Consider the following 19,582-nt stretch of genomic DNA (forward strand, 5'->3'; position numbering starts at 1 on the left):
GGCATTACCTCCAAATAATAAGTATTGGCATTACTCCACGCCAAACAAGTATGGATAAAGAGGCTGTCCGCCTCGTTGAACCTCGATTTCCAGATCCGGATATTGCGCTTGCGCCCATTCGCAAATAGCCGCTGTGTCTTCGCCATTCGCCTCCTGGCCCGTCAGGACAGTCAACAAATCTCCGCCTTCCGCCAACATGGCGCCAAGCAAAGTCGTGCATGCTTCCACAAGATCGGCATGGGAAACAACAATCGCTTTTTCGCGGATGCCAATGTAGTGGCCTTCCTTGACGTCAACGCCATCAATGGAAGTATCTCTTACCGCTTTTGTAACTTGGCCCGACACAATCCCTTGCGCCGCCCCGCTCATCCAATCCAGATTGCGCTGAGGAGACTCGTCCTCCTTAAACGACAAAACCGCCGCCAAGCCTTGCAGGATTGTTTTGGTCGGGATAACGGTCACATCGCGATCGCTAAGCTCGGCGGCTTGCTCCGCCGCGAGAATGATATTGCCGTTATTCGGCAAAAGAAAGATATGATCCGCCGACAATGCGTCAATCGCCTTTAAAAAATCTTCCGTGCTAGGATTCATCGTTTGACCGCCAGACAAAACGGTGTCTACATCGCTGGCCAAAAAGATATCGGCAATGCCATCCCCCATCGCGACGGCAATCATCCCGTAAGGAGCCTTCTCATAGGCCTCGCTTGCGCCAAGCCCGTTAACGGCGCCGCCCGCAAGCAGCTCGGCTCCGGACAAATCCGCAGTTGCGACGGCTTCTTCATGCTCCAGCAGTTCGCGATGCTGCTCTCTCATATTCAAAATACGAATATCGATCAGTTCTCCATAAGGGAGAGAGAAATTAAGCACGTCTCCTGGTTTTCGGGAATGAACATGCACCTTGATTATATCGTCGTCCGCTATAACCAGAATGGAGTCTCCGTCCCGTTCCAGCTGTTTCTTGTAAGCGGATTCATCAAATAACACCGGTATATTGCCGGCATGTTTGCGATCAATAAAAAACTCCATATCGTACAAAAACTCAATATCCTCGGTCGACAGGCGCGATTGGGCAGAGGCGTAGTCCTTCTGCTCAAGTTTGCGGCTTCCGGCAGGGAGCGCTACTTCTTCGGGCATGGCGGCTTCGGAAGGCTGCATGAACAGCTCCTGATAGCCTGTGCTTTCCCTCTCGGCAAGACTTCTGACAAAGCCCTCATAAATGTATACGAGTCCTTGCCCGCCGGAATCCACCACGCCAACCTGCTTGAGAACCGGCAGCTGTTCCGGTGTTTTCTGCAGCGCTTCGTTGGCTTTGCGGTATACTTCCTGCATCAAATCGGCAACATCCGTCGAGCGTCTGGCATAATGGACAGCATGTTTTGCCGCTTCCTTCGCAACGGTCAGAATCGTTCCTTCAACAGGCTTGACCACGGCTTTGTAAGCCATGTCCACGCCTTGCTGAAGCGCCGCAGCCAGATCGGCGGCAGTAGCCTCCTGATGACTGGACAAATATTTGGACATGCCGCGAAACAGCTGCGACAAAATAACGCCCGAATTGCCCCTGGCGCCCATCAGCAATCCTTTGGACAAGGCTTCCGCGCTTTTTCCGATATGATCGGAAGGTTTGCTTCTCAGCTCCCTTACGCCTGACCCCATCGTCAAATTCATGTTGGTTCCCGTGTCTCCGTCTGGAACCGGAAAAACATTTAATGCATTAACGCGTTCCGCGTTATTCTGCAACAGCTCCGCACCGAACAATGCCATTGCGGCAAAATCCGATCCGTTAATAGAGCGCTTACCCAATGAAAATTCCCCTTCCGCTACCTGGATACCCTTACATCCTGCACAAAAATATGAACTCCGTCCACTTGCAGGCCAATTACATTATTCATCACGTATTCAACCTTGGATTGAATATTGTGAGCAACCTCGGAAATTCGGGTGCCGTAACTTACGATGATATAAAGATCGATATACAGCTTGCCGTTTTCCCGTCTGATCTCGACGCCGCGGGACATGTTCTCGCGTCCCAGCAATTCTGCAATGCCGTCCTTCAGCCCTTTCCGGGAAGCCATGCCGACAAGTCCATAACAATCCAATGCTGCAGAGCCGGCCAACAGGCTAATGCAATGATCTGAAACGTAAACCGAGCCAAGCTCGCTTTGAAGCTGCAGTGACATGGTAACACACTCCTTACTCCACTAGTATGGACCAAGTCTTATTGTACTATAAAGAACGCCGTTATTGAAGTCCGTACAGAAATTCATTCCATTTTCCTCACATTTGGGTTGAAGAGAGCTCGTCTTTGTGATACGATATTCAAGTGTGTTCAGCGTAAAGCTCAATGATCGTCTGAAGTGACGCCGTTTAGGCTTCGCGTTGAATGATCGGTTCGGCATGTATGAACTTGAATATTGCTTACTTGAATTATGCTTAGGAGGTGTAGTCATGTCCCGCAAATGTTATCTGACTGGCAAGTCGCCGCGTCAAGGCAACAACGTATCCCACGCCAATAACAAAACACGCCGTTCTTGGGGAGTCAACGTGCAGAAGGTTCGCATTCTTGTTGACGGTAAACCAAAGCGCGTCTATGTGAGCGCCCGCGCTCTGAAATCCGGCAAAGTGACACGCGTATAGTTCCGGCTTACGCGCATAGACAAAAGCACCTGTTGCCCAGGTGCTTTTATTTTTTGCCTCTTAAAAGAAATGTTCAAAAAGTCCGCTTCAACTTCGATACGGAGAACCGAACCTTTTGAACTCACATTATAAGAAGGCAGCATCAATTTTTCTGAAATGTGTTCAGGATGGCCTTTACAAACCCGCCTAGAAATTTAGGCAGCTTGATCGTATAAAACTTCATGCCTCTTCCCTCCTCGGACACGCTCATGGAATAACTCCGCAACAATTCCATCACTATATGTAATCATCCTATGCGAAGGCATATTGTCCTATTCCATTGCAAGCGCTCCAAAAAGCATTCCCGTCATGTAATCGGGATGATCCCGTATAAACGCCACTGCGGCAAATATGATAGCGGCGACAAAATAAAAGATCAGGGCCAGGACGATAAACAGCACACGCGGCACTGTCGTCTCCACCTTGCGGAAATACAGAATCCCCATTAAAAGGGCAAGCAGCGAAAACAGATATTTGATAAAATGATCCATTTGGGCGAATAATGCCAAAAACAGCCCGGCTAGCAGGCTGTAACTGATTGTCCTCAATGTTGTTTTGACCCGTTGATTCATAACGTTTCCCCTAACGCAGCGCCGCGATTGCGGCGGCCCGGTCAGATTCTCCAAACACGGCATTTCCCGCAACAAGAACATTGGCGCCCGCTTCGCGGATCCCTGGAGCCGTAGCTGGATTAACGCCCCCGTCCACCTGGATATGAACGTCGTCTAGTCCCCGCTCCTCCAGCATTGCTTTGACCTGGCGAAGCTTCACCAGTGAATAAGGAATAAAGCTTTGACCTCCGAAACCCGGATTAACGGTCATAACAAGCACAAGATCCAAATCGTGAATAACGGGCTCCAGCACGGAGACCGGGGTCCCAGGGTTTATGGCAACGCCAGCAGGCAAACCGCGTTCCTTGATCCAATGAATGGTCCGGTGAAGATGCGTGCAGGCTTCAGCATGCACGGTAATCCGATTAGCGCCGGCCGATACATAATCGCCAAGCGACAGCTCCGGCTTTTGTATCATCAAATGAACATCAAAAGGAAGAGTCGTCGCAGACCGAACGGCAGCGATAACGGGCGGGCCAAAGGTCAGGTTCGGGACAAAATGTCCGTCCATGACATCTACGTGGATCCAGTCCGCGCCGGCTTTTTCTGCACCGGCAATCTCTTCTCCCAAGCGGGAAAAATCCGCTGACAATATGGAAGGCGCAATTAAGGTCATGTTCGTTAGTACCTCCGTTTCGTATCTTTCATCTCTTCCATAAACAGCAAATAGTGATCGTAGCGGCTCCTTGCCACTTTTCCTTCTTCCAAAGCGGAAATAACGGCGCAGCCGGGCTCGTGGACATGGGTGCAGCCGCGAAATTTGCACTGTGGCGAAAGCTCTCTCATCTCCACAAAGCAATAGCTCAAATCCTGCACGCCAAGCTCATGAAAATCCAGCTGGCTGAATCCCGGCGTATCCGCCACCAGTCCTCCGCCGATATTAATCAGCTCCACATGGCGCGTCGTATGTTTTCCTCGCCCAAGCCGGTTGCTGATTTCATTCGTTTCCAGCTCAAGTCCAGGCACAATCGCATTCAGGAGCGAGGATTTGCCTACGCCGGATTGTCCAGCAAATACAGCCAGATGTCCCCTCAAACGGGCCTGAAGCCGCTCTACGCCGTCGCCTTTGCGGGAACTGGTGCCAAAAACCTCGTAGCCCAGCGCTCCATAAATACGGTTGACAGATTCAGCCGCTGCTTTGGCTTCCTCCGTTTCCTCGCCTTCCTCCTCCAGGTCCTGCTTGCTGAGGCAAAGCAAGGCGGGGATGCCGGCATGCTCGATATGGACCAGAAACTTGTCCAGCAGCTGCAAGTTGAGGTCGGGCTCCGTCACGGAGAATACAAGGATTGCCAAATCGACGTTTGAGACCGGAGGGCGTATCAGCTCCGAGGAACGGGGAAGGAGCTCCTCTACGGTGCCTTCCCCGTTTTCGGTCAAGCTGTAACGGACGTTGTCTCCCACGAGCGGAGACTGTCCCCGTTTTTTGAATATGCCTCGGGCACGGCATTGAACCGTTTCGCCGTCCTCATCGCCATCACTTGGCCGCACGTAATAATAACCGCTTAAGGCCTTGACGATCACTCCGTTCAACATCCCCGCAGCACCGTCATTCGCCTTCATTGCCGTTGTTTTGTTCTGAGCCGTCTTCATCATTATGTTCATTTACCTCCGCATGCGCAGGCTGCTCTTCTTCCTGGCTTGGTTCCTCCGTTTGCGCCGGCGGGTCGTCCTGTCCCGGTATTTCCAAACCTGGCGAATGGTTGCCCGACAACGCTTCATCGTATCGGATTTCCTTAATGTCCATAAAGTTTCCGTCACGAAGCACGGATACGCGGGCCACGGTATCCGGAGCCAATATAACCGTTACCGGTATATCCACCGTTCCGCTAATCGTTTGGGTTCCCGCATCGATATTTTCACCGGTTGCATCGGAATAAAGAATCTTGACCTTGCTGGATGTGCCCGAAACCGCAGGCGAAATTCTGACATTAAAGACATAAGAGATGGCATCCGCAGGCAAGCCAGTGCTAACCTTTATTTTCACCTTGGAGCCTTTGGCAATCATTTCACCCGGAAGGATATCGTCCTGGTTTGTTATATGATCCTTTTTGTGCAAGTAGCTTGCCTCGTAACTGATATCGCTTTCCTCCAGAACCAGTTCCAGAGAGCTTAGAAGCGTTCTTGCGTTCGATAGCTTCATATCAATTAAATCAGGCATTTTCACTTGTTCCCTGCCCTGGCTTACGACAAAGGATATTTCGGCCGTTTCGGGATCAATCATGTCTCCCCGTTCCGGACTTTGACTAAGAATCGTTCCAGCCTCTTCTTCGCTAAACTCTTCTTTCACCTTGATCCGGTCTGCCGAAATCCCCATTCCCGTCAGCTCGTCTTTGGCCTCCTGAAGCAGCCGCCCTACATATTGCTTGAGCTCCTTCAATTCGGGACCATCGCTGACCGTTAATTGAATGGTGGTACCTTTTTTGGCTTTCATATTCTTTTTGGACTGTTCGATGACCTGGTCCTTCGGAATGTCTTTGCTGAATTCGCGGGTTACGGGGTCTTCGACCCTAATGCCAACCTCTTCCAGCTTTGCGCGCGCATCGCTCTCCATCCAGCCTACTACATAAGGTACTTCAACTTCCTCTGTGTCTAGCTGCTTCAGCAGCCACCGGAAGCCCATAATCAGCAAAAACAGCAACACTAGCGTAATGCCAGCCACGATTAGCGGTTTTCGCCAACCGCCGCGCTTTTTGGCGATTTCAGTCTGGGAAGCGGACGCCTCAATGCCGGACGATTTATTGCCGCCCGAAGGCCGCGGCTCCTGCTGCTTATTTTCGATTCGGTGCATCGTATCGTCATGCCGAATGGCCGGCATCACCTTTGTTTCGTCCAAATCGTTAAAGGTCGGGAAAACAATTGGCGGTTCGTTTAACCGTTCAGGAAGCAGACAGGTGTCCAAATCTTCCAGCATATCCCTTGCCGTTGCATATCGCTCAGCCGGATTTTTGCGCATCGCCTTTAAAATGATGTTTTCCACGCTTTGCGGGATATGGGGATTGACCCGCCTCGGGTCCTCAAACGACTCCTGCAAATGCTTAAGCGCCACGCTGATCGGACTTTCGCCCAAAAAAGGCAGCTTTGCCGTAAGCATCTGATAAATCACGATGCCAAGCGAATACAAATCCGATTTTTCACCCGTATTGATGCCTTTGGCATGCTCCGGAGAAAAATAGTGAACCGAGCCCACAACAGAGCCTGTATGTGTTATCGTCGATGAGGTAACCGCGCGGGCAATGCCGAAATCCGTTACCTTGACACGACCGTTGTTTCCGATAAGTATGTTATGAGGTTTAATGTCCCGGTGAATGATGTGATTGTGATGCGCATGTTCCAACGCATCGCATATTTGCGCTGCTATCCGAACGGCTTCCTGTACTTGAAGCGGCGCGCGTTCCTGAATGATTTCATTCAAATTGTTGCCTTCCACATACTCCATTACAATATAATGCGTATCGTTCTCTTGCCCTACATCGTATATGCTAACCACGTTAGGATGGGAAAGCGCGGCGGCGGATTGCGCCTCTCTCCGGAATCTGCGAATAAACTCCTCGTCATTGACAAATTGCTGCCTGAGCACCTTAACCGCGACATTGCGGTTCAACAGCACATCATGGGCTTTATAGACAAGCGCCATTCCCCCGCCGCCGACTCTGGATAAAATCTCGTATCTTCCGCCTAAATCATGTCCAATCATACTGCATCCTCCTTCCGCTTAGCACTGGCTGCTTCCTGCAGAAGAACGACCGTTACATTATCGTCTCCGCCCGCTTCAAGCGCTTGCTGAATGAGTTGATCCGCTTTGGCGCTGAGATCACGGCTTTCCTGGGCCAATACGGAAAAAATCCGCTCTTCGCCAACCATATTGGTCAAACCGTCGCTGCAAAGCAACAGCATATCCTCGGAGCTCCACGGGAGCGACTGCACGTCAATGTCCACATGCGCGTCGGTGCCGATCGCTCTTGTCAGCACATTTTTACGGGGATGGTTGTCAGCTTCTTCCTGGCTGAGCTGGCCGGATTTCAACAGCTCGTTGACCAGCGAGTGGTCTTCGGTCAGCAGGCTTAGCTTCTCCTTGGAAATCCGGTAAGCGCGGCTATCGCCCACATGGCCGATAACAGCGCTGCCTCCCCCCAGCATGGCGGCAACAACCGTAGTCCCCATGCTGTGGTAGCGCTCGTTGCGCGAAGCCATCTCATAAACCTTTTCATTGGCCTCCGCAATCGCTTGACGAAGCAGCATTTTGGCTTCCTGCTCGGAAACCTCAGCCCGCTCAGGCTGGCGCTCCAGCATGCTGCGGAAGGATTCAACAGCCAGCTTGCTTGCGACATCGCCGGCTTGATGGCCGCCCATGCCGTCCGCAACGATGGCAAGCGTAATCCCGCCAGGCAGCTCGCCAACCCAAGCATAATCCTCATTTACGTGTCGTACTCGTCCGATATTGCTGCGATTCGCCGTTAACAAAGAACTATCACCTCGCCGTGGACTCCATATGTTTCGCTCTTAACTGGCCGCACGCGGCCGCAATGTCATGTCCTTGCTCTCTGCGTATGGTTACATTGATCCGGTTGCGCTCCAACACTCTTTGAAATTCAAAAATATCCTCGCGCGGCGTGCGGACATAGTTGCGCTCCGGCACGTGGTTGACCGGAATGAGGTTGACGTGGCAGAGCATATCCTTGAGAACATCGGCAAGCTCTTGAGCATGCTCGGCGCTGTCATTTACGCCGCCTATCAAGGCATATTCAAAGGATATCCGGCGCCCGGTTTTGGCAATGTAGTAGCGGCACGCTTCCATAACATCTTCAAACGGATAACGCCGGTTGACGGGCATCAGCTTGCTTCTCAGCTTGTCATTTGGAGCATGGATTGAAAGCGCCAGGTTGATTTGCGTGTTTTCGTCCGCAAACTTGTACATGCTCGGCACAATGCCGCTAGTGGATACCGTAATGTGGCGCTGGCCGATATTAAGCCCTTTTTCGTGAATCATCAGACGCAGAAAAGTCATGGTGGCGTCATAATTTTCGAAAGGTTCGCCGGAACCCATAATCACGATGCTGGAAATACGCTCGCCGGTTACATCCAGCATCTGCTGGGCCGTTACAACCTGTGCTACGATTTCGCCCGCCGTCAGGTTCCGTTTCAGACCGCCTAGTGTCGATGCGCAGAACGTGCAGCCGATTCGGCAGCCTACCTGCGTTGTTACGCAGATGCTGTTGCCATAGCTATGCCGCATAATGACCGTTTCAATTCCATGGGCGTCATGCAGGCCGAACAGAAACTTAACGGTTCCGTCACGCGACTCAAATTTTGTAATTTCCTGCAGCGTAACGAACTGGAATTGATCGTCCAGCTTTTGCCTCAATTCCTTGGACAAATTGGACATGTCCTCAAAGCTGCTCACCCGTTTGACGTAAAGCCAGTCAAACAACTGGTCGCCGCGAAAAGCGGCTTCGCCGTTTTCTTTCATCCAATCGCGGATTTGCTCTAATGTATAGTCATAAATAAATGGTTTCATCTCATCACACCTGTATTTGAATTGGGCAGCAGCAAATATGCATTTTACGTCGAGCAATCGCCTGCATCGTTTATACGCGATTGTTCAACTAACAGCAAGTCGGAAGCCGCCATCGTTTTATTTTACCACAAACGTCTATGCTGGGCCATAATAGAGGTTTTACGCTAATTCGGGAGTGTTACAGCCGTCTTTTCATACGGGCGATAAAAAAACCGTCGCTGCCGAAATGATGGGGAAGCAGCTGCAGCTGTCCCTGGAATGATTCGTCGATCAGACCAGCGGCAGTCAGTCGTTTAAGCAGCGGCTCGGGCCATTGCGCGTCCAACTCGAATTGTGGATGATCGTTCAAAAAACGCTCGATCTGCTCTTCGTTTTCCTCTCTCAGCATCGTGCAAGTGCTGTACACAAACGTGCCTCCCGGTTTGACAATGTCGCTAACCGCATCCAGCAGCGACCGCTGGATGGCGGCAATGTCGGACACGTCGCCCGCCGTTTTGGTCCATTTGATTTCCGGCTTGCGCCGGATCACGCCAAAGCCGGAGCAAGGAGCGTCCAATAAAACGGCATCCATGGAAGCCGGAGCAAAAATCTCTCCCAGCTTAAGCGCATCGCCCGTTGTCGCCTCTACGTTGCGAAGCTTGAGCCTTTCGGTTTGGGCAGCAATGATTTTGCGTTTGTGCGCATGGAGATCATTTGCCCAAACTTTTCCTTTCCCTTCCATCAGCTCCGCCAGATGACAGCTTTTGCCGCCGGGCGCCGCGCAGCAGTCGAGCACCTTCATGCCCGGCCGAGGAGCAACCACCTCAGCGACAAGCATGGAGCTTTCATCCTGGAGCGACCACCGCCCGCCGATATATCCGGCAAGCTCGGTCAGATTGCCTCCGCCGCTAACCGCTATGCCGGATTGCGTCAATGAGGAAGGTTGCCCCTCTAGGCCAGCTTCCGACAGTTCAGCCAGCACGTCCTCCACGCTTGCAGCAAGGGGATTGACCCGGATGCCGGCATGCGGCGCTTCGTTGCTGGAAGCGCAGATTGCTTCAGCCGCCTCTAAGCCAAACTGGGCAATCCACCTTTCCACCAGCCATAAGGGATAGGAATGGCGCAGCGCAATTGTCTCCGCTTCTCCCGGCAAGTTGATCAGCTCTGGCTTCAATTCGGCGCGATTCCGGTCTATGCTCCGCAGCACGCCGTTCACCATGCCCGCAATTCCGCCATGCCCGCGGCGTTTGGCGATTTCAACCGCTTCATTGACGGCGGCATGTGTAGGCACGCGGTCCAGATAGAGCAGTTGGTAAGCGCTGAGACGGAGCAGCTGATGCACCCAAGTCTGCAGCTTGCCAAGACCTTTTGCCACGAATCGTTCCAGCCAATAATCCAGTGTAGCCTGCCTGCTGATCGTTCCATACACAAGCTCCGTCGCCAAACCGGCATCGCTGCGGGACAATCCCGCTTCCTGTAACGTTTTATTGATCTGCAAATTGCTGTAAGCGCCTGAAGTCGCCACCCTCACAAGGATGGTTAATGCGGCTTCGCGTGGCGTTCCAAGCGCAGCTTTGCCGGAACGGGGGTTGCTCTGCTGGCCGTTTCCGCCCTGTCTAGGGCGCGCCGGGCGGCTCATCGGCCCTCTCCTTCGCCAAAGACAGCGTCAGGCGCAAGACGAGAGCCTTTAAGCCATTCCGAAGCTTTCATTACGACTTTGCCCGCAGGCTGTATTTCCTTCAGCAGCAAACGTCCTTCGCCGCATTGAACCACAATGCCTTCGGCTCCGGCTTCGATGACTGTTCCGGGAGCCGCTCCCGATGTCGGCCCGCCTTCGCCGGACAATGGAGAGCATGACCAGATTTTAAACGTTTCTCCGTTCAGAAGCGTAAACGCTCCGGCCATGGGATAAAGGCCGCGCACCTGATTGAATAGGCTTTGTGCGCTTTTGCCCCAATCTATACGTTCGTCGTCTCTCGTCAAATTGGGGGCGTAGGTCGCCAGATCATTATCTTGAGGGACCGCTACCGCCGTGCCATCCAATACGGAAGGCAACGTTTTGATCAACAACTCAGCTCCAGCTTCGCTAAGCTTGCTAAACATCGTGCCGGAATGGTCGCTTTCGCCAATCGGCAGCTCCACGCTGCTGATCATGTCTCCCGTGTCCAGTCCTTCCGCCATATACATAATGGTTACGCCTGTTGCGGCTTCGCCGTTAATAATGGAACGTTGGATCGGCGCTCCGCCACGGTACCTCGGCAATAACGAGCCGTGCACGTTGATGCAGCGGAAGCGCGGCATTTCAAGAACCGCCTTGGGCAGGATTTGGCCGTAAGCCGCCGTCACAACGAGATCTGGCGCATAGGCTTGAAGCTGCTTAACCGCCTCCGGGCTGCGCATGCGTTCCGGCTGCAACACTGGCAATCCCAACGCTAGGGCCGCCTCTTTCACAGGTGAAGGCGTAAGAACCTTCTTGCGGCCTTTTGGCCGGTCAGGCTGAGTGACGACTGCAACAACGTTGTACCCCTGATCCAGAAGGGCACGCAAAGAAGGGACGGCGAAATCCGGCGTCCCCATAAATACAATACGCATAACCTTATTCGCCGCCTTTTCTTGATCTTTCCGAAATGTCGTAAATGCTCTCCGCCAAATCGGTAAACAAAATGCCGTTTAAATGGTCGATTTCATGCTGAAACGCACGCGCAAAAAAACCGCTGGCATTTACGCTAAACGTATTGCCTTCGCTATCCTGTCCCTGAACGACGATATTGTCCGAACGGCGGACATCGCCATTCAGATTAGGAATGCTGAGGCAGCCTTCCGGACCAAATTGCTCGCCTTCCTGTGACACAATGACGGGATTCACCATTTCCACCAGGCCGTTGTCGTCACCTACGTCTACAACGATGACCCGTTTGGAAATGCCCACCTGCGGCGCAGCCAGTCCAACGCCCTCCGCATCGTACATCGTTTCCGCCATGTCCTTCAGCAGCTTTTTAAGATTGGCGTTGAACTTGGTCACCTCCTTGGCGACCTCGCGCAAAACCGGGTCGGGGTCTTTCACAATCAATCTGATGCTCATCTCCGTTACCATCCTTTGTTCTCATTCTATAATATAACCTGTGGATCTACGTCCACGCTAAACTGCACGGTTTTGCCCGCCGCTCCTTCTGTAAAAGGCTTTAAGGCAAGCCGTACAAGTGCAGATATATTGATGCTTCCCCGATATTTTATCACACATTGAAACCGGTAGCGATCTTTCATTCTTGCAATGGGAGAGGCGACGGGACCCAGCACTTCGATAGCTCTTGGGAATCCGCCGGAGAGCGGAACCAAAAGCCCCTCATGCTCGGCCAATGCCCGCAGTTCTGCAGCGAAACCCTCGCTGACGGACGCCAGCAGCGGCAGCTGTTCGTGCGACATTGTTATTAATACGAGCCTGCAATAAGGCGGATACCCCATCGACGCCCGATGCGTCAACTCCTCGCGCAGAAAGGCGTCGTAGTCATGATGCTGCGCGGTCGTTATGGCATAATGCTCCGGCGCATAACTTTGCACAACAACTTCCCCCGGCAGCTGATGGCGTCCCGCTCTGCCAGCAACCTGGGTCAACAGTTGGAAGGTCCGCTCGGCCGCGCGGAAATCGGGCAGGTGCAGCGATGTATCTGCTGCAATAACGCCAACAAGCGTTACATATGGAAAATCGAGGCCTTTTGCCACCATTTGCGTTCCTAGCAGCACATCAGCTTTTCGTTCTCCAAACTGCTTCAGCAGCTTTTCATGGCTGTGCTTCTGACTTGTCGTATCCACATCCATCCGTATAACGGCTATGCCGGGAAACAGCTTGGACAACTCTTCTTCGACCCGCTGCGTGCCGGTGCCGAAATAACGAATGTTTTCGCTCTTGCAGGAGGGGCACTGGAGCGGCGCGCCTTCCGCATGGCCGCAGTAGTGGCAGCGCAGCACACGTGTTTTTTGATGGAAGGTCAACGAAATATCGCAATGAGGACAAGTCGATGTAAAGCCGCATGAGCGGCACATGACAAAGGTTGAATAACCTCTTCGGTTCAGCAGCAGTACGGATTGTTCTCCGCGCTCCAGCCTCTCGGCAAGAGCGGCATGCAGCTTACGGCTAAACATGGACCGGTTGCCCTCGCGCAGCTCCTCGCGCATATCAACAACCGCAACCTCAGGCAGCGGCCTGCCTCCAACCCGCTCCTGCATAGGCAGAAGAGCCGGTTCTTCGCCGGCTGCCGGCGTCCGGCTGGCTGCCGCATAAGTCTCCAAAGATGGAGTGGCGGAGCCCAACACAACGGCAGCACCGTGTTGATTCGCCCTTCTTACCGCAACATCCCGCGCATGGTATTTGGGGCTCTCCTCCTGCTTATAGGAGGATTCATGCTCCTCGTCAATGATAATAAGCCCAATGCTGGAAAAAGGCGCAAAAATCGCGGAGCGGGCGCCTATCGCCACCTGCGCGGCGCCGCTGCGGATTTTGCGCCATTCGTCAAAACGCTCGCCGCTGGAAAGCCGGCTGTGAAGGACTGCCACATCATTGCCAAAGCGGCCTTTGAAGCGCTCCACCATTTGAGGCGTCAACGAAATTTCCGGCACCAGCACGATCGCTTGACGGCCGGAGTCCAGACAATGCCGGATGCTTTGTAAATAAACTTCGGTTTTCCCGCTGCCGGTCACGCCATGCAGCAGCATGGTACGGGCTTTGCCTCCGTCGAGCGCCCTTCTGATTGTTCCGTAAACAGCGTCTTGCCCTTCGGTCAGGGGCAGTGGTTCTGTCGCCGCGAAGCTTCTGTCGCCATAGGGATCTCGCGACTTCTCCACCTCGCGCAACTCCACAAGTCCTTTATCGGCCAAGGCGCGGACGCTGGAAGGAGATGACCCCGATGCGGTTGCAAGCTCCTGCAGCGGCATCGGCTCGCCCCGTTCAAGAAGACAAAGCAACGCAAGGCGCTGTTTCGCTGCACGCGCCGGAAGTTCCTCTGCGGCTTTGGCAGCGGCTGCTGGTTCAACGTTCAAAAAAACCGTCAATACCCGGCGGACGGACAAACGGTCCCGAATAGCGGATGTTTGCTGAAGGCCCCCGCTTCGCAAAGCAGATTTTACGGCGGAGGTATGCTCAGGATACCTCTCCAGCAATGCATTCAGCTTAACCGTTCCGCCAGAGGCATTGATCCATTCCACTAGCTCTGTCGGCAAAATGCTGCTCTCCACATAGTCGTCCAAAGAAACTTTGCGCTCTTCTTTGCCTTTTAAGGCTGCGGGAATCATCGCTTGCAGCGCTTGAATGCGGGAGCAGCAATACTTGTCGCTCATCCAATGGGACAGTTCTACCAGATCCGGCAGCAAAGGCGGCAGGGCGTCAAGCAACTCCGCAATCGGCTTGAGCCGGCTGCTGTCAAAGGAAGATGATTCAGACAGCCCAATGACAAATCCCTGTAGCACCCTTCCCCCAAAAGGAACACCAACGCGGCTGCCGCATTCAATCCATTGTTCCATTCCTTCTGGAACCAAATAATCAAACGGCCTGTCGTTCTGCCGGCTCGGCACATCCACGATTACATTGGCAATCATTCACCTTGTCCCCCGAAAGGCGATGAGGCAAGCCTGGTGGCCATCATGTTCATTAATCGTCCGGCCAATTCCCGCTTGGACATGACGGGGTACCGTTCCACCAGGCCATCTGCATCAAAAACAGACACTGCGTTGGTATCCACGTTAAACCCTGCGCCTGCCATGCCGATGTCGTTGGCGATGATCAAATCGCAGTTTTTGCGCTGAAGCTTGTCCATGGCATAATGATCCAGATTTCCCGTCTCGGCCGCAAATCCAGCCAGCAGCTGTCCTTTCTTGCGTTCGCCCAGCAGCTGCAAAATATCCGTTGTCCGCTCGAGCTCAAGCTGATAGCGATCGCCTGTTTTTTTCAGCTTTTCCTGGTGGATCTGGACGGGCCGGTAATCGGCCACAGCTGCCGCTTTAATGACAATATCCGCCCCGTCAAACCGCTGCAATACCGCATCCAGCATATCTTGCGCCGAAACAACAGGCACAATGTTTACACCCGCCGGCGCTTGCCCCGAGGTGCGCCCGGCAATGAGCGTAACATCCGCACCCATCAACTTTGCGGCTTCGGCCAGTGCAAATCCCATTTTGCCGGAAGAATCATTGGTCAAATAACGTACCGGATCAAGACGCTCGATCGTGCCTCCCGCCGTAATCAATACGCGTTTCCCCTGCAAAACATTGGATTTTGCAAACAGATTCCTTGCGGCCTCGACAATATCTTCTGGCTCCGCAAGTCTTCCTTTGGCCACGTAGCCGCATGCGAGCTGCCCCGTTCCCGGCTCAACAAACAGCGCTCCGCGCTGAGCCAGCCGATTCATGTTCTCCACAACAGCAGGATGCTCGTACATGTGCACGTTCATCGCCGGAGCGATCAATACCGGACAAGTAACGGCCAGCATCGTAGTGCTGACCATATCGTCTGCCAGACCGTTTGCCAGCTTCCCGATTATATTGGCGGTTGCAGGCGCAATAATAGCCAAATCGGCATGATCCGCCAGGTGAATATGTGAAACAACGGACGGGTCCTGCTCATCAAATGTATCCACGTAAACATGATTTCGAGATAATGTTTGCAGCGTGAGCGGCGTAATAAATTGAGTTGCGGACCGGGTCATCAGAACATGTACATTAACTCCGGCCTGTACCAGTTTGCTGCACAATGCCGCTCCCTTATAGGCGGCAATTCCGCCCGTAATGCCCAGCAACACGGTTTTGCCCTGAATCATGACGACAACTCCTGTTCGTTCTGGTTGGTCTTACCAGTTATTGCGCTCCCTAAGTCCGGAAATGTGGGCAACATGATGTCTGGCATGCCAGGTCACATATCCCAGATAGTAGGAAAGTTTAAATTGTCTCCCTTTTCCGGGATGATAAAATTCGCGTTCAAAATCCGCCCGGTCCAGAGAACGAAGAAGCAGCGCCCATCTGGCACAGGTGCCTTCAATCATGCTAATGCTCATATCAGTCGGGGCCTGAAGGCTGTCGGCAGTAGCCGCCCACGCTTCCTCATCAAAAGGTTTGATGGTTGGATTGGATTCCGTCAAGGCAAGCTTGAAGCGGCTGTAGTTATTAATAATGGCGTCGGCCAGATGATGGACCACTTGTCTGGAAGACCAGCCGCCTTTGCGATAAGCAAGATCCAATTGAGAATCATCCAGACCGCTTATCGTTTCCCGCAGCACCTTAGGCAGCTCCTCCAGTTCGGAAATCCACTTTTCCTGTCTCGCGGCATTCATGCCTTCAAACCGATAACGTCCAATAGGATAACGCAAAGCATCCATAACAAACCCCTCCTGATTGATCGATTATTTTTCGAGCCGTTACTGCCGAACTTTTGCAACTTGCAATTTTACTTTAACGGGCTGTAACAAATATGTAGTTCATAACGCCGGGATTTGTCGTGACGGGCTCCTGGTTCAGTCAATGGTCCCACCTCCCGCTTGTACAAAAAAAGAGGTGTCTACTGTTGCCAGCGCGCACCCCTTTTCTGGATTTCCACTTATCATGCTGCTTTGTGCTTTGCGGTACACAAGAACGTCATAGGCTAGACGTTACTCTTCCTTGCTGGCGATCGTCTCAACCTGCACAATGTCACCGTAAATTTCTTCCAGCGCTACACCAACAAACTTGTGGGAGCGCGGATTGACCAGCTCCGTTTTTTCACCGTTGCGAAGCATGCGGGCTCTTCTGGAGGCCGCTACGACCAACGTATATTTGCTGTCAACCTTTTTCACCATTTCATCAATGGACGGATATAACATTGTACATTCTCCTCACTCAAGCTTTCTCGATTGCCGTTCTCATATGGGTTACAGTCGGCATAACCCGGAAACCCTTGCAATGCTCTGCAATAATAATGCTGCGGATACGGTCGCATGCCGCATCAATTTCGTCGTTCGTAACAGCGTAATCATAATGGCTAAGAAGACCCAATTCCCTGGACGCCTCATTCATGCGGCGTTCAATGGTTTCCTGGGATTCCGTTCCGCGTCCCGTAATCCGCTCCTTTAACACGTCAAACGATGGCGGCAGGAGGAAAATAAAGATCGCTTCAGGAAACTTATCTTTAACCTTTAACGCGCCTTGAACATCAATTTCCAGAATGACATCTTTGCCGCTCGCCAGCGTAGTATCCACAAAATCACGCGGCGTGCCGTAGTAGTTGCCGACATATTCAGCATGCTCAAGCAAAGCGTCCCGCTTGATCATGTCCTGAAACTGCTCTCTGGATTTGAAAAAATAATTGACGCCATCTATCTCGCCCTGTCTCGGCTGCCTGGTGGTGGCGGATACCGAATAAACGATTTCGGGCATCCGTTGCCTCAGTGCGGTGCATACCGTGCCTTTGCCTACTCCGGCAGGACCGGACAAAACAATTAACAATCCCATTTGCTCCAAGCTCCCCGTACTATTCGTCGTTATCGTCATCCTTGGTGGACAAACGATGGGCAACCGTCTCCGGCTGAACCGCTGATAAAATTACATGGTCGCTGTCCGTAATGATGACAGCCCGGGTACGGCGTCCGTAGGTTGCGTCAATCAACATATGACGGTCGCGCGCCTCCTGAATAATCCGTTTGATAGGAGCCGATTCCGGACTCACAATAGAAATAATGCGATTCGCCGAAACGATATTGCCGAATCCGATGTTAATCAGCTTTATAGCCAAGCCAGATCCCCCTCCGCGTTCGTCGTGAACGCAACTGTCCCATTTCCAACTTCCACGGCTTACCCGCATACATATCTTCTTTAGTTTGGACAAAAAAACGAACAAGCAAACGTATTTCCGCATGCTTCGACTCGTATGCCTATTTTAATTGATTTTGGGGCCATGAACAAGCAAAAAATAACATGGCAGCGTCACTTTTAAAAAAACGGCCATTATTTTTTTGTTTTTTGCCACACATATCGGGTTAATTGAACGGCCATATCATGGTACATAAACGGCGTAATCAAATAGATGCCGTTAAAATGAGGCAGCGCCGCATCCAGCAGCTCCTGCGCGATTCGCACGCCTTCCGCACGGCCGGCTTCGCCTTCCAGTCCCGCCATCCGGCTGCGCACCTCGTCCGAAAGCTGAATGCCGGGCACTTCGTTATGCAAATATTCCGCGTTGCGCCCGTTGGCTAGCGGCATAATGCCGATAAATACCGGAACCCCGAGATTTTTGGTGGATTCCGCAATGCGCACCATCAGCTCGGGATCATAGACAGGCTGCGTCATAATATAATCCGCGCCGGAGGACACTTTGCGTTCCAGCCGCTGCACGGCTTTGTCCAGATGTTTGACATTGGGATTAAACGCCGCGCCAACGATGAAGTTCGCTTTTTGCTTCAGCGGTTTCCCCGAAAACGCCGTTCCTTCATTTAACTGCTTGATCATACGGATCATTTCGAAGGAGGTCAAATCATACACCGAACTGGAATCCGGCAAATCTCCGAATCTGGCGGGATCGCCCGTTACAGCCAAAACATGGTTGATTCCCAGCGCATCCAGCCCCATCATATGTGACTGTGTGCCGATCAGGTTGCGGTCGCGTGCCGCGATATGGACAAGCGGCGTAATATCCACTTGCTCCCTCAGCAGCGCTCCCAGCGCCAGATTGCTCATACGAGTGACGGCAAGCGAGTTGTCAGCCATTGTAATCGCATCGGCGTTAACTGCCTTCAATGCCGCTGCTCCAGCCATAAACCGGCTGATATCGAGGTCGCGAGGCGGATCCAGCTCCACGATAACCGTATGGCGCTCTTTTACGAGATCCACGATGGTTGGAACGTTCACGCCAGAGCCTGCAGTGGTCCCTGACTCGCCAACAGCCGTTGATGCTGATTGTGGGGCAGGTTCCGCAACCGCCGCTTTAGGACGTTGATCGGCAGCCCCCGTCTGAGGCGCATAGCCGGCAATCGCCGCAGCCATCGCGGCAACATGATCCGGCGTGGTGCCGCAGCAGCCGCCGATAATTTTGACGCCGCGGTCGGCGAAGCGGCGCGCGCATTCCCCGAAATATTGAGCTCCCGCGGAATAACTGTATTTGCCGTCAACATAGTCTGGAATCCCGGCGTTGGGATATACCGACAGCGGCAAAGGAACGGGACCATCAATGGATTCTACCGCTTTCAAAATGCCGTTTGGACCGCTATGGCAGTTGAAGCCAACGACATCTGCGCCCAGCTTCTTCAGTTGCTGGAACGCATCGGCAAGCGCTACGCCGTCCCGGGTGCGTCCGCTATCCTCCACCGCAAATTGGCAAATAACGGGGATATCTCCGATTTTTCGCGCAATGGACAGGGCAAGCTTCATTTCCTTCAAATCGTAGAAGGTTTCAAGGAGCAAGCCGTCCGCTCCAGCTTCGACAAGCGCTCTCATCTGACGTTCATAAGCTTCCTCCACCTTGGAGGTTCGCACATTATTGAGCTTGCCGTCCCGAACGGAGCCAATGGAGCCAATGACAAAGGCATCATCCCCTACAGCCGAACGGGCAATGGATACGCCTGCCCGGTTGATGGCCTCCATCTGGTCTTCCAGGCCGTATTTGGCCAGCTTCACCAGGTTGGCGGAATACGTATTGGTTTCAATGATCCGCGCTCCGGCTTCATAATAAAGGCGATGCACATTTTGAATGACCTCGGGGCGAAGAACGTTTAATTCCTCATAGGAAACTCCAATCGGAAATCCCAACTGATACAGGTAAGTGCCCATCGCTCCGTCCCCGATCAGGATGCGT

20 protein-coding genes are annotated in these 19,582 nt (G+C 52.8%); 1 reads left to right on the plus strand and 19 read right to left on the minus strand.

Going from position 1 to position 19,582, the window contains the following annotated elements; translation table 11 throughout:
• Positions 1-30: 30 nt before the first annotated feature.
• Together ACX93W_RS05760 and ACX93W_RS05765 are read right to left on the minus strand one after the other, a co-directional pair.
• A complete protein-coding gene (locus tag ACX93W_RS05760) occupies positions 31-1,761 on the minus strand; it encodes a DAK2 domain-containing protein (RefSeq protein ID WP_459392017.1) in 1,731 nt (576 codons plus the stop codon).
• Between the two features lie 56 nt (positions 1,762-1,817).
• A complete protein-coding gene (locus tag ACX93W_RS05765; RefSeq protein ID WP_459391350.1) occupies positions 1,818-2,177 on the minus strand; it encodes an Asp23/Gls24 family envelope stress response protein in 360 nt (119 codons plus the stop codon).
• Between the two features lie 268 nt (positions 2,178-2,445).
• Here ACX93W_RS05765 and rpmB point away from each other — a divergent pair, with 268 nt between their 5' ends.
• Positions 2,446-2,634, plus strand: coding sequence for a 50S ribosomal protein L28 (gene rpmB / locus ACX93W_RS05770; RefSeq protein ID WP_068683988.1), 189 nt, complete (start codon positions 2,446-2,448; stop codon positions 2,632-2,634).
• 142 nt (positions 2,635-2,776) lie between these two features.
• On the opposite strand, the gene spoVM is transcribed toward rpmB, so the two are convergent.
• The 17 genes from spoVM to ACX93W_RS05855 all read right to left on the minus strand — a co-directional run bounded on the left by spoVM (position 2,777) and on the right by ACX93W_RS05855 (position 19,557).
• Entirely contained in the window at positions 2,777-2,857 is an 81-nt protein-coding gene (gene spoVM / locus ACX93W_RS05775) for a stage V sporulation protein SpoVM (protein ID WP_010345573.1), read from the minus strand.
• Between the two features lie 88 nt (positions 2,858-2,945).
• On the minus strand, positions 2,946-3,245 hold the full coding sequence (locus ACX93W_RS05780) for a hypothetical protein (protein WP_459391351.1): 300 nt from the start codon (positions 3,243-3,245) through the stop codon (positions 2,946-2,948).
• A 10-nt stretch (positions 3,246-3,255) separates the two neighbouring features.
• Positions 3,256-3,900: a ribulose-phosphate 3-epimerase gene (rpe, locus tag ACX93W_RS05785; protein ID WP_459391352.1), complete on the minus strand. Its 645-nt coding sequence runs from the start codon at positions 3,898-3,900 to the stop codon at positions 3,256-3,258.
• 5 nt (positions 3,901-3,905) lie between these two features.
• Positions 3,906-4,817 (minus strand): ribosome small subunit-dependent GTPase A, encoded by a 912-nt coding sequence (gene rsgA, locus ACX93W_RS05790; RefSeq protein WP_459392018.1) that lies wholly within the window; start codon positions 4,815-4,817, stop codon positions 3,906-3,908.
• Between the two features lie 13 nt (positions 4,818-4,830).
• A complete protein-coding gene (gene pknB, locus ACX93W_RS05795) occupies positions 4,831-6,978 on the minus strand; it encodes a Stk1 family PASTA domain-containing Ser/Thr kinase (protein WP_459391353.1) in 2,148 nt (715 codons plus the stop codon).
• Positions 6,975-7,745 (minus strand): Stp1/IreP family PP2C-type Ser/Thr phosphatase, encoded by a 771-nt coding sequence (locus tag ACX93W_RS05800; protein WP_459391354.1) that lies wholly within the window; start codon positions 7,743-7,745, stop codon positions 6,975-6,977. Before ACX93W_RS05800 ends, pknB begins: the two co-directional genes overlap by 4 nt.
• A 7-nt stretch (positions 7,746-7,752) precedes the next feature.
• Positions 7,753-8,799, minus strand: coding sequence for a 23S rRNA (adenine(2503)-C(2))-methyltransferase RlmN (gene rlmN / locus ACX93W_RS05805; RefSeq protein ID WP_459391355.1), 1,047 nt, complete (start codon positions 8,797-8,799; stop codon positions 7,753-7,755).
• A 178-nt stretch (positions 8,800-8,977) separates the two neighbouring features.
• Positions 8,978-10,417 carry a 16S rRNA (cytosine(967)-C(5))-methyltransferase RsmB gene (gene rsmB / locus ACX93W_RS05810; RefSeq protein ID WP_459391356.1) on the minus strand — a complete coding sequence of 480 codons (1,440 nt, stop codon included), beginning with the start codon at positions 10,415-10,417 and terminating at the stop codon, positions 8,978-8,980.
• Entirely contained in the window at positions 10,414-11,370 is a 957-nt protein-coding gene (fmt, locus tag ACX93W_RS05815) for a methionyl-tRNA formyltransferase (protein WP_459391357.1), read from the minus strand. Before fmt ends, rsmB begins: the two co-directional genes overlap by 4 nt.
• Positions 11,371-11,374: 4 nt before the next feature.
• Positions 11,375-11,860 carry a peptide deformylase gene (def, locus tag ACX93W_RS05820; RefSeq protein WP_459391358.1) on the minus strand — a complete coding sequence of 162 codons (486 nt, stop codon included), beginning with the start codon at positions 11,858-11,860 and terminating at the stop codon, positions 11,375-11,377.
• A 26-nt stretch (positions 11,861-11,886) separates the two neighbouring features.
• A complete protein-coding gene (gene priA / locus ACX93W_RS05825) occupies positions 11,887-14,367 on the minus strand; it encodes a primosomal protein N' (RefSeq protein WP_459391359.1) in 2,481 nt (826 codons plus the stop codon).
• Positions 14,364-15,584 (minus strand): bifunctional phosphopantothenoylcysteine decarboxylase/phosphopantothenate--cysteine ligase CoaBC, encoded by a 1,221-nt coding sequence (gene coaBC, locus ACX93W_RS05830; RefSeq protein WP_459391360.1) that lies wholly within the window; start codon positions 15,582-15,584, stop codon positions 14,364-14,366. The genes priA and coaBC overlap by 4 nt, the downstream gene beginning before the upstream one ends.
• Positions 15,585-15,614: 30 nt before the next feature.
• Positions 15,615-16,139, minus strand: a complete 525-nt coding sequence (locus tag ACX93W_RS05835; RefSeq protein ID WP_459391361.1) for a YfiT family bacillithiol transferase — start codon at positions 16,137-16,139, stop codon at positions 15,615-15,617.
• Positions 16,140-16,409: 270 nt separating this feature from the next.
• Positions 16,410-16,619: a DNA-directed RNA polymerase subunit omega gene (rpoZ, locus tag ACX93W_RS05840; protein WP_068684013.1), complete on the minus strand. Its 210-nt coding sequence runs from the start codon at positions 16,617-16,619 to the stop codon at positions 16,410-16,412.
• A gap of 16 nt (positions 16,620-16,635) precedes the next feature.
• A complete protein-coding gene (gene gmk / locus ACX93W_RS05845) occupies positions 16,636-17,247 on the minus strand; it encodes a guanylate kinase (protein ID WP_459391362.1) in 612 nt (203 codons plus the stop codon).
• A 19-nt stretch (positions 17,248-17,266) separates the two neighbouring features.
• The gene (gene remA / locus ACX93W_RS05850) at positions 17,267-17,527 is read right to left on the minus strand and encodes an extracellular matrix/biofilm regulator RemA (RefSeq protein WP_005548256.1); all 261 of its coding nucleotides are present in this window, start codon (positions 17,525-17,527) and stop codon (positions 17,267-17,269) included.
• A 212-nt stretch (positions 17,528-17,739) separates the two neighbouring features.
• Positions 17,740-19,557: a bifunctional homocysteine S-methyltransferase/methylenetetrahydrofolate reductase gene (locus tag ACX93W_RS05855; protein ID WP_459392019.1), complete on the minus strand. Its 1,818-nt coding sequence runs from the start codon at positions 19,555-19,557 to the stop codon at positions 17,740-17,742.
• Between the last annotated feature and the right edge of the window lie 25 nt (positions 19,558-19,582).

Source organism: Paenibacillus sp. CAU 1782 (assembly GCF_054551715.1).